Annotated in this window: 7 protein-coding genes and 1 tRNA gene; 3 read left to right on the forward strand and 5 right to left on the reverse strand. The window is 48.3% G+C overall.

Annotated features, from left to right (window positions below; translation table 11 throughout):
* The first annotated feature begins 73 nt into the window (after nucleotides 1–73).
* The 3 genes from tpiA (at nucleotide 74) to ACP5SG_RS08395 (ending at nucleotide 1,352) form a co-directional block, all read left to right on the forward strand.
* Nucleotides 74–847, forward strand: coding sequence for a triose-phosphate isomerase (gene tpiA, locus ACP5SG_RS08385; RefSeq protein ID WP_237888449.1), 774 nt, complete (start codon nucleotides 74–76; stop codon nucleotides 845–847).
* Entirely contained in the window at nucleotides 847–1,209 is a 363-nt protein-coding gene (secG, locus tag ACP5SG_RS08390; protein WP_237888448.1) for a preprotein translocase subunit SecG, read from the forward strand. The genes tpiA and secG overlap by 1 nt, the downstream gene beginning before the upstream one ends.
* A gap of 58 nt (nucleotides 1,210–1,267) precedes the next feature.
* Nucleotides 1,268–1,352: transfer RNA gene (locus ACP5SG_RS08395), tRNA-Leu, on the forward strand.
* A gap of 437 nt (nucleotides 1,353–1,789) precedes the next feature.
* Here the strand turns inward: ACP5SG_RS08395 and ACP5SG_RS08400 are convergent.
* The 5 genes from ACP5SG_RS08400 to cobA all read right to left on the reverse strand — a co-directional run.
* Nucleotides 1,790–2,914 carry a glycosyltransferase gene (locus ACP5SG_RS08400; RefSeq protein WP_237888447.1) on the reverse strand — a complete coding sequence of 375 codons (1,125 nt, stop codon included), beginning with the start codon at nucleotides 2,912–2,914 and terminating at the stop codon, nucleotides 1,790–1,792.
* Entirely contained in the window at nucleotides 2,915–5,107 is a 2,193-nt protein-coding gene (locus ACP5SG_RS08405) for an ATP-dependent helicase (RefSeq protein ID WP_424661364.1), read from the reverse strand.
* Between the two features lie 25 nt (nucleotides 5,108–5,132).
* On the reverse strand, nucleotides 5,133–6,575 hold the full coding sequence (locus ACP5SG_RS08410) for a sensor histidine kinase (protein WP_424661363.1): 1,443 nt from the start codon (nucleotides 6,573–6,575) through the stop codon (nucleotides 5,133–5,135).
* Between the two features lie 101 nt (nucleotides 6,576–6,676).
* A complete protein-coding gene (locus ACP5SG_RS08415) occupies nucleotides 6,677–7,507 on the reverse strand; it encodes a TIGR02757 family protein (RefSeq protein ID WP_237888444.1) in 831 nt (276 codons plus the stop codon).
* Between the two features lie 16 nt (nucleotides 7,508–7,523).
* On the reverse strand, nucleotides 7,524–8,863 hold a 1,340-nt coding region (gene cobA / locus ACP5SG_RS08420), incomplete at its 5' end, for a uroporphyrinogen-III C-methyltransferase (protein ID WP_428123514.1).

The raw sequence follows: 8,863 nt of genomic DNA on the forward strand, positions 1-8,863 counted from the left end.
GTGGGGCCTTTCTGGAGCTGCTGGAGGGTAAGGAACTGCCAGGGATAGTGGCGTTGGAGGGGTGTGCAAGGTAATGGGTCATTTCAAGAGGATCCCAATTTTTGCTGCAAACTGGAAGATGAACAAGACTGCGGCGGAGACAAGGGACTTTTTTAGTGTATTTCTTCCTGCCATAGATGGGATTTTAGGGCGTGAGGTGGTTGTAGCGCCCCCGTTTACCGCCTTGGCCGCTGCATCTCAGATGATGCGGAGTGGCATCTCTGTTTCGCTTGCCTCCCAGAATATGTATTTTGAGAGGGAAGGGGCGTTTACTGGCGAGGTGTCCCCTGTGATGTTAAAGGAATTTGGGGTCAGATGGGTCATACTTGGACACTCGGAACGGAGGCATATCTTCGGCGAAGATGACAGGCTGATAGCTAGGAAGGTGCGGTCTGCCTTGGATGCAGGTCTTAAACCCATGCTTTGCATTGGTGAGAAGCTTGATGAGAGAGAGGCTGGTCTAACATTCGAAGTGCTTGACAGGCAGATCTCTTCGGCCTTGGCAGAGATCGACCAAGGTATGTTAGGCGAGATCGCCCTGGCCTATGAGCCGGTTTGGGCTATAGGTACAGGTAGGGCCGCTGCATTGGATCAGATTCAGGATGTGCATTCACATATCCGTTCATATCTGGGCCAAAATTTCAATTCAACTATTGCAGATGGTATCCGGATAATGTATGGTGGCTCAGTTAATTTGAAAAATGTCGAGGGGGTTGTCGCCATGCCTGATGTTGACGGGGTACTGGTAGGCGGCGCGTCGCTCGATCCCAAAAAATTCGCTGATATGGTTCGCTGTAAAATAGGGTGATGTTTGCATTTATAGTCGTTATACATGTGATTGTCTGTGCCTTGTTGGTGATTACCGTCTTGTTGCAGCAAGGCAAAGGTGCCGAGATGGGCGCTGTCTTTGGTTCAAGCGAGGCGGTTTTTGGCAGTGCAGGGCCAGCCAGTTTTTTGAGCAAGTTTACCACCGCGTTGGCGGTGGCGTTTATGCTTACATCGCTGGGCCTTACCTATATGTCTTCAAGGCGCGGGGCGGAGTCTGTTATGCAGAATGTAAAAATTACGCAGCCAGCTTCCCCTGCCGCACCGGAAACCAGCACCACCAAGACGACAGGGGGCAATAAAACAGCTCCTGCAGGGGTGCCTGGTGCAAAAACAAAAAAATGACCGTAATTTGATCTGATAGGCACGCGAGGCATTAGACGATTATTACAAGATTATAATCGCCGAAGTGGTGGAATTGGTAGACACACCATCTTGAGGGGGTGGCGGGGAGACCCGTGGGGGTTCGAGTCCCCCCTTCGGCACCATATGTGCATCCTGAGTCCAGATCCTACATTTACGCAGCCTCTATTAAGCTGAACTCGGGATGTCAGGAGCTGGAGGTGTCTTTGATATAGACATATAGACACCAAAGGGGAGATTGCTACATTAGCTTTTGACTACACATACCTAGCCCATCAGCGCTTCAGAGGGATGTTTCGCGGCAAGTCGGCTTTTTATCTTCGGTTTAGACGTTAGTCACAAAAATCTGTTATTATTAATAATGGCGATTGTGGGTCGATCTTAAGGCTGGACCCTGTGCTTTTTGAGTTTTCAGATACAAGATTGTCAAAAAGGCCATGGTCAAAATAAGCCGGATTTAACGTTATCAATAAAAAATTTGGAGAGGTGCGGGCTCGCTTTCGAGGTTCCAGACAGGGATTGCTGACCTGACAACGGCTCAGTTTTCGGGAAAAGGCTAAGATTATTTAGAGACAAGATCACTATACATTGCATCCATCTGTTTCAGAAATCCGTCGATCCCGAAGAGAAATGTGGCATCCTTTGATGCCGACGCTACATCAGCCCGCCAGCCCTGGTCTTTGTTCATTACGTCTTCCATGGCACTTAAAAGGGCTAGGTCGTCTTCAGGGGGCACAAGAAACGCATGGCCGTCCGCGCATAGCCTTTGTAGTATCTCTTCTATGCCGCCTATCCGGCTGGCGACGCATGGTAGGCCAGCTGCAAGGGCCTCTATGAGTGCACGGCCAAGCCCTTCCTGTCTGGATGGAAATACGAATCCATCGAGTGTTGCCAAAAAACAGGGGATATCGGCTATATGACCGAGAAAGGTCACATTGTCGGCTATGCCCAGCTTCTCAGCCTCCTGAACGAGCCAAGCGCGCAGCCTTCCGTCGCCTGCGATGGCCAGATGGCAGCCCTTTCTGCCTAGATTGCCTGCCGCAAAGGCCTTGAGCAGTATGTCATGGCCTTTTACCGGGGCAAGCCTCCCGATTGTGCCCCAGATCCACCCATCTTGGGGGAGGCCGAGGCGTGAGCGTGCTGTTTTTTGATCCGGTAGCGACACAAATCTCTCCAGATCGACACTGGTATAGATGGTTCTTATCTTTTTTTGGTCAATAAGATAGTTGTTTTTTTTGATATCATCGCTTACCGCAGCGGATACGCCTATTATTGCATCTACTCGCTGCATCAGTATCAAATTTTGAAGCTTTCTGCTTATCGATCTGCTTCGTCTTGTAGATAAGACATGAGATATAATCTTTATGTCTTTATTTGTAAACGCAGCAAGCACTGCATATACAGTTGGTTTGTGACGATATGCATGAACAATACCTATGTTCTTTTTCGCCAATATCTTTTTTAACTCAAAAATAATTTTTGGATTGAAATACCTGAGCTCTTGTCTTTTATACGGCAATCCAAAGACCTCATATCCCTTTTGGGCTAGCTCGGTATCCTTTGGCACAGGTCCGCGCAGATAACATATGATAGGCCTGAAGCGATCCGTATCAAGTCTCTCGATGAACCGATTAAAATATATGTCTTCACCTGTAAATACGCTTCTGAGATACAAGATGTTCGTCATCTATCTTCCTATGCGACTAAGTTTTGCATATGCAAGGTGCAGGGTCTTTTCTCCTGTTGCATCAAAGAAGACCTTGACCTTTTCATGCCCCATAATCTGTGTCACCCTGCCCGGGCCGAAGATGGGATGTCTAACCCTCTCGCCCGCCTTGAACATCCCTGGCTCGTCCATTGCTGCAGCTTCTGTCTCGACTGCAGCGGACGCTTGCGTATTATCATAGTCTCTTTGATATCCAGGTTGTCGGCACCGGGCACCGCCGCCGTCGGATCTATACGTGGCGTCATCTTTTGATTTTATTATCTCTATAAAGTTTGATGGTATCTCTTTCAGGAATCTCGACGGTTTGGCTGGCATAAGGCCTGAACCTGAGACAGTTATGAAGGCTGGATAGCAGAAATAGAGGTTATCTTTTGCCCGTGTTGATGCCACATAAAAGAGTCTGCGTTCCTCTTCGAGGAGATCTCCATCTCTTGCACCTGTCGTTGGGAATCGCCCTTCAGCCATGGATATGATGATGACCGTTTTCCACTCGAGACCTTTGGCCGAGTGTATGGTCGAGAGGCAGATGCGGTCGCGGTCACTGCTGCCTGCCTCGTCTTCTTCCGGTTGTTCAAGTACGAGGTCCGCAAGCATGGAGACGGCGTCTTCATAGCGGACGGCTATACCCCTCAGGTAATCGAGTTCCTGTAGACGTTTCGGATAGTCCTCTGGATGAATGCGTTCAAGGTGCGGCCTATACCAGTCTGTAAGCCTGGCTATTATATCTTGAAGGCCCAGCTGGGTATTTTGCAGTCCTTTTATCAATGCTCCAAGCCCTCTTACGGCATCCCCCCAGGCGGCTTTGGTCTCATACCCTGTCAGGCGTTCAATGGGATCGTCGCTCTTGACCATATCGGCGAATATTTTTTCCGCTCCCTTTTCACCCAGACGTTCAAACATGAATAAGACCCTATTTAGCGCGAGACGATCCAGCGGATTTATTAGCAGGCGCATGAGGCAGAGCAGGTCTTTTATGTGAGCCGCTTCAGCCATCAGCATCCCGCCTCGTTTTATAAACGGGATGGAGCGGTTTTTGAGCTCAGCCTCTATATGGAAGGAATGAAAACCAGCCCTGAAGAGCACCGCCGTCTCGGACGGCCGATGTCCACTTTTGATCAGCCTCGATATCTCTTCAGCGACAAACCGCGCCTGGTCTTGCTCGTCTCTTGCTATATAGAGTCTGGGCGGCCTGCCACCCGTCCTTTGCGCCAACAGCCGTTTTGCAAAACGTTCCTGCGCATTAGCGATGATAGCGTTTGTACAGTCCAGATTGGGCTGGGTGCTCCTGTAGTTCCTCTCCAGTTTTATTATCTTTGTACCTGGAAAGACCTTTGGGAAATCAAGGATATTTTTGAAGTTCGCCCCCCTGAAGGAGTAGATGGACTGTGCGTCGTCTCCGACCGCCATTACATTGTCGTGACCAGTCGCCATCAGGCGGATGATCTCCGCCTGGATGGTGTTTGTGTCTTGATATTCGTCCACCATGATATATTGGAATCTATCGCCTATAGCCTCCCTTACGCTTAAGTCTGTCTTGAGGACATCCCTCCAGACGATGAGGAGGTCGTCATAGTCCATGAGGGCATGGACCTTTTTATATTCGTTATATACTGATACGAGCCTTTTCATTCCATCAAGTTCAGGCAGAAGATGCGGCATCTCCTTTTCAAACAGGCCGTCTATGCCTAGGTCTCTGTTCGCAGCCTTGCTTACAATGGAGGCAAGGGCGGCCTTGCCAGGAAAGTGTTTGCCTGGGCCTGCAAGTCCAAGTTCTTTTGCCAGGAATTGCAGCAGGTCTTGGGCATCCAATCGGTCAAGAATAGTGAAGGTCTTGGGGTAGCCTGCAACATGGGCATACCTCCTCAGCATACTGTTTGCAAAGCCATGGAATGTGCCGCCGGCTACCTGTTCACACCTTTGTCCTATGAGTTCCGACGCCCTTGACAGCATGGTGGATGCCGCCTTTTTCGTGAAGGTTAGGAGCAATATCCTGAACGGCTCGATCCCGGATCGTACGAGGTTTGCCACCCTGAATACAAGGGTCCGCGTCTTGCCGCTTCCGGCCCCTGCTATAACCAACACCGGACCTTTCAGTGTCATGGCGGCTTCGAGTTGTTCCGGATTGAGATTTTCTGATAACTTTGGAAAAGTCATAAGGTTGACCTACGGCGAGTGACGTTCAGACCGGACAGGCATCCCCTGTTGCCGATTGTTCAGTTTTTTGGTCTTGCGGCGAGTTGCCCTGCAGCGGGAGTATGAAGTAGAAGTTATTGCCCAAGGGAGTTGGTTCATAGCCAACCACACCATCATGCACTTCTATTATTTTTTTTATAAAGTGCAGTCCATGACCTGTTCCTGGTTTGTTCCCGACATTTTTACCCCTCATGCCTTCATTAAATATCCTTCTTGCATCTTCCTGATCAAGATGAGGCCCTGTAGTGAATACGTTGAATTTTATTCCATGTCTGCCTTTCCCAAAGAAGTCTTTTATGATTTCACGTCCATAGGCCATGAATTTTACTGGCTGTCCGAATTCGTTAGGTACCTCTTCGCAATATTTTTCGGCATTGGAAAAAAGATTTGCATAGACCTGAGAGATAAGGCCTATGTCAACAGCCAGGGGTATCTCCTCGTCAGGTATGCCGCCTAGGTGTTCATCTATGCGTATACCTCTGCGTTCAAGCCTTGCCCTGTATCGGTCCAGTTGAGGCTCGATAATCTCTTTTCTGAAGTTGCATGGCTTGCGCCTCAATACAAAAGCACCTTTTTCAAAGTGTTCTCTCCGAAGTAGACTTTCCAAAAAGAGGCTGGTATTTTGATAGTGTTTTTCGATTTCATTGTATTGCTTTATAAGTTCTGCATGGATATTGATTGCATCAAGACGTAGCTTTTCGATCTCTTTGACTTGTTTACAATTTTTACATTCAGGACTTTCGATCTTTTCGCTCCATGTTTTGTATATTTCTTCCATCTCTGAGAGTCTTTTGCGGAAGTTATTAAGAAAGACCTTGTAGAGCATATTTGGTGTAATTACATTGTGCTCAATATCGGCGATCAGGGTATTTATGAATTTTAGGTGTTTTTCATTCTGAATGGTTATCATCTTGTGATGGAGGTTATAGCCTATCCTATTTGCATATTTCTCAAAGAATAGCTTGTCTTTTTCTCCGAAATATGATAGCGGGAAGACCTCAAACATCCCTATCACCTCATCTGCCTTGGCCGGAGGTTTGGCAGCCAGCCATCTGAGATTGCCCTTTATAGGACTTACGAATGAGTCACCGGCTTCATAAGATGAATCGCTTATCCTGATCTCTGGCGGAGGCTCCATGCCGCATACGGACAATCCTGTCAATGAGTCGCAGGCCATTTGGAGACGCTTGGTCTCGGCGTCTACCAAGTAAAGGCAGCAGTCGAAATCAAAAAATTCCTTTGGGACAAAGACACAGATTCTATAGAAGTTGTCCAGAGTCTCATATTCCTGGGCGAGATCGAAAAATGCCATTATAGCCCTGTCCTGGAGTATGCTAAATGCATAGTTTTCGTAGTCGTCGTGTTTTTGACGGATTCTGGCCAGGACTGATGAAAACTCAGGTGGATCTGTAGGACAATATATATTCATCTTTGCATTTCTTTCAGATTATTAAAAAAAATTATACCAGAAAGTCTTGGATTATAGAAAGATCGTTTGTCATTTTAAAAATATGATTTTATCACCTTTAGTCAACAATCGAAGTGGTCTTTAGGGGTGCGCGCCCTTTGCTTTTTTAGTTCTGATATCAGGATCGAACGATCCATTTCAGGTCTTATGCCAAAGCGTGTAAGGACAAAATCATATCTTGCCGGATCAGAAGGATTTATCTTTTTAAATTTATTTGTAATTTCAACGGCTGTTTTGAGATCGGCCTGATTTCTGATGGTAAATCCAAGATGTTTGGCGATCTTGAACATATGGGTGTCGACAGGGACTAACAACATCGAAGGCTGGATCCCATGCCAACCGCCTGGATCCACTTGATCGCACCTGACCATCCATCTTAAAAAGAGGAATGGTCTTTTGCACGCGCTTCCCATCGCTGGATCGGGCAACAGATACATGGACTTTACGCCGGATGCGGCGCAGATGCCCCTTATGAATTTGGAAAGGGCAGGGGAGATGGTATCATCCAAGGGATTGATGAAGGACATGAGATATCTTTCCAGAGAGCCGTTGTCCTCGATTACCTTTTTGACGCCGAAGAGGAGTGCGGCAATCTCTTGCCCGCCTGTAAAGCGGTGCCTGAAGCCGTCAAACATGTCAAAGAGTTCGGAGCGGCTGAGTTTTAAAAGGGATTTGTGAAGGTCGCCTAATTTGTTAAGGACTATTGAGACGCTCTTCAATATCTGTCCAACCCTCCCATAGGCAAGTGATGATGCGATCAGCCCTGCGATCTCCCTGTCCATGGGTTCGGGATAGTTATAGAGAAATTCGAGTGGATCGGGGTGAACCAGCTCCCTCCTGTTAAATCTGGTGTAAAGATCCTCAAGCCTTTCCTTTAGGGCGGTTGGGTCCATGGAGACCTTTGAGAAATTAACCTGCAAAATAGGACTCTATAGCCGCAACCAGACAGTCAAGGGTTGAGCGGCTCGGCTCTATCTCCACACTAAATCCCAGATCGCGCGCAGTTTTTGAAGTAATGGGCCCAATACACGCGACAGCTGCTCTTTTAAGCAGGGTGTCTCCCAGCTCGGTTGGCACAATATCAAGGAAGTTTTTGACCGTTGAAGAGCTTGTAAAGACGACGACATCTATATCGCTATCTTTCAATTCTTCAATGACCTTTGGGTCCGCTTCAGGCGCAATGGTTTTGTATAAGACAGCCACATCGACATCGGCGCCGAGGGCCTTAAGGCCTTCTGGCAGCACGTCTCTTGCCTTTTCGGCCCTTGGAATGAGCACCCGCCTGCCTTTTATATCCAGGCCCTTGAATGCCTCCACAAGGCCCTCTGCCTTGAAGTCTTGTTGCGGCATCAGGTCTGTCTTTAGGTGCATAGATGCTAGGTATCCTGTTGTTCCGGGTCCTACGGCCGCGATCTTTATGTCGGACAGCGCCCTTAGATCAAGGCCCAGGGAAAAAAGGCGTTTGAAAAAGAATTGGACCGCATTCTCACTGGAAAATACCACCCAGTCAAAAGATGAAAGGCGGGAGATAGCTTCGTCCAGCACGGCATGGTCGTCATGTTCTATGGTTGCAATAGTTGGGAGTTCTATTGTATAGGCCCCTTTTTCCTCAAGCATGGCGCAGAGTGTGCTTGCCTGTTCCCTTGCGCGTGTTATAAGTATCTTTTTCCCGAGCAGTGGTCTTGATTCAAACCAATTGATCTCGTCTTTGAGTTTTACTACATCCCCGATTACGATTATAGAAGGGGGTTTGATGCCGGCATCTTTTACCTTTCCGACGATATCTTTGAGTGTGCCGATGACGGACCTGTGGAGCGGCGTCGTGCCCCAATTTATGACAGCGGCTGGCGTGTCAGGGGGGCGTCCATATTTGATCAGCTCTTTTACTATTTCAGGAAGATTCGTCATGCCCATCAAGAAGACAAGGGTGCCTACGCCCTTTGCAAGCCCTTCCCAGTCCACATCTGCTTCCTCTGCATCCAGTTTTCTATGGCCTGTTATAAAGGCAACGGATGCGGTGCAGGCCCGGTGGGTAAGCGGGATGCCTGCATATGCAGGGACGGCTATGGCGGATGTCACGCCTGGCACCACCTCAAATGGTATGCCAGCCTGGGCAAGTGTCTGAGCCTCTTCGGCCCCCCGCCCGAAGATGAACGGGTCCCCTCCTTTGAGGCGGCAGACCGTCTTTCCTTCAAACGCCTTATGAACTATAAGCCTGTTTATTTCTTCCTGGGATACGGCATGAAGCC

The sequence above is a fragment of the Dissulfurimicrobium sp. genome, assembly GCF_049968175.1.
Lineage (GTDB): Bacteria > Desulfobacterota > Dissulfuribacteria > Dissulfuribacterales > Sh68 > Dissulfurimicrobium > Dissulfurimicrobium hydrothermale.